This is a genomic window from Vibrio sp. Y176 (genome assembly GCF_033438945.1).
On the sequence record NZ_JAWOQS010000196.1, the window covers coordinates 1 to 919 of the forward strand.

1 protein-coding gene is annotated in these 919 nt (G+C 45.5%); it reads right to left on the reverse strand.

What is annotated here, in order from left to right; all coding sequences use genetic code 11:
• Positions 1–249 precede the first annotated feature (249 nt).
• The coding region (gene hslU / locus R7O13_RS25060) for an HslU--HslV peptidase ATPase subunit (RefSeq protein WP_318304966.1) at positions 250–919 on the reverse strand (670 nt) is incomplete at its 5' end.

The window sequence follows — 919 nt, forward strand, 5'->3', positions numbered from 1 at the left end:
CACCAGAGCGAGAGGCAATGTTTTAGGGCGAGCGGCTTCAAGCCAGATCTGCAAAGATTGTTTCATGGAAAGTTCGTGCTAGTAACCAATGTGCCCAGTATAAGCACAAAGCAGCAGATACGCTATTGACCTAAAACAAGGCAGGCATGACTGTTGGTACGTATCTGAGAATAATCTTTACGCAAATGCCCGAAAAACAAAAAGGCTACCTCTTCGAGATAGCCTTTAAAATCAAGGTGAAATCTGAGTTTACAGAATAAAGCGACTTAGGTCTTCGTTTTCGATCGTATCGCCTAAACGTTCTTTAACGTAAGCTGCATCAATCACAAACTTAGCACCAGATTGCTCTGCTGCATCGTAAGAGATTTCGTCCATCAGACGTTCCATCACGGTATGTAGACGACGAGCACCAATGTTTTCTGTGGTTTCGTTTACCGTCCATGCCGCTTCTGCGATTTGCGTGATACCGTCTTCGGTAAATTCGATATCGACGTTTTCTGTCTTCATCAGCGCAATGTACTGTTCAGTCAGCGACGCTTTAGGCTCAGTCAAAATACGTTTGAAGTCGTGGCTGCTCAGTGCTTCCAATTCCACACGGATTGGCAGACGGCCTTGCAGTTCTGGAATGAGATCAGATGGCTTGGCAACTTGGAATGCACCGGATGCAACAAACAGAATGTGGTCTGTTTTTACCATGCCGTGTTTTGTCGAAACGGTACTGCCTTCAATCAGAGGAAGTAAGTCACGTTGCACACCTTCACGAGACACGTCCGGGCCAGAGCTTTCGCCGCGCTTACAAATCTTGTCGATTTCATCAATGAAAACAATACCGTTGTTTTCTACGTTGAAAATCGCGGCTTCTTTTAGCTCTTCTTGGTTTACAAGTTTTGCAGCTTCTTCTTCTGCCAGCGCTTTCATC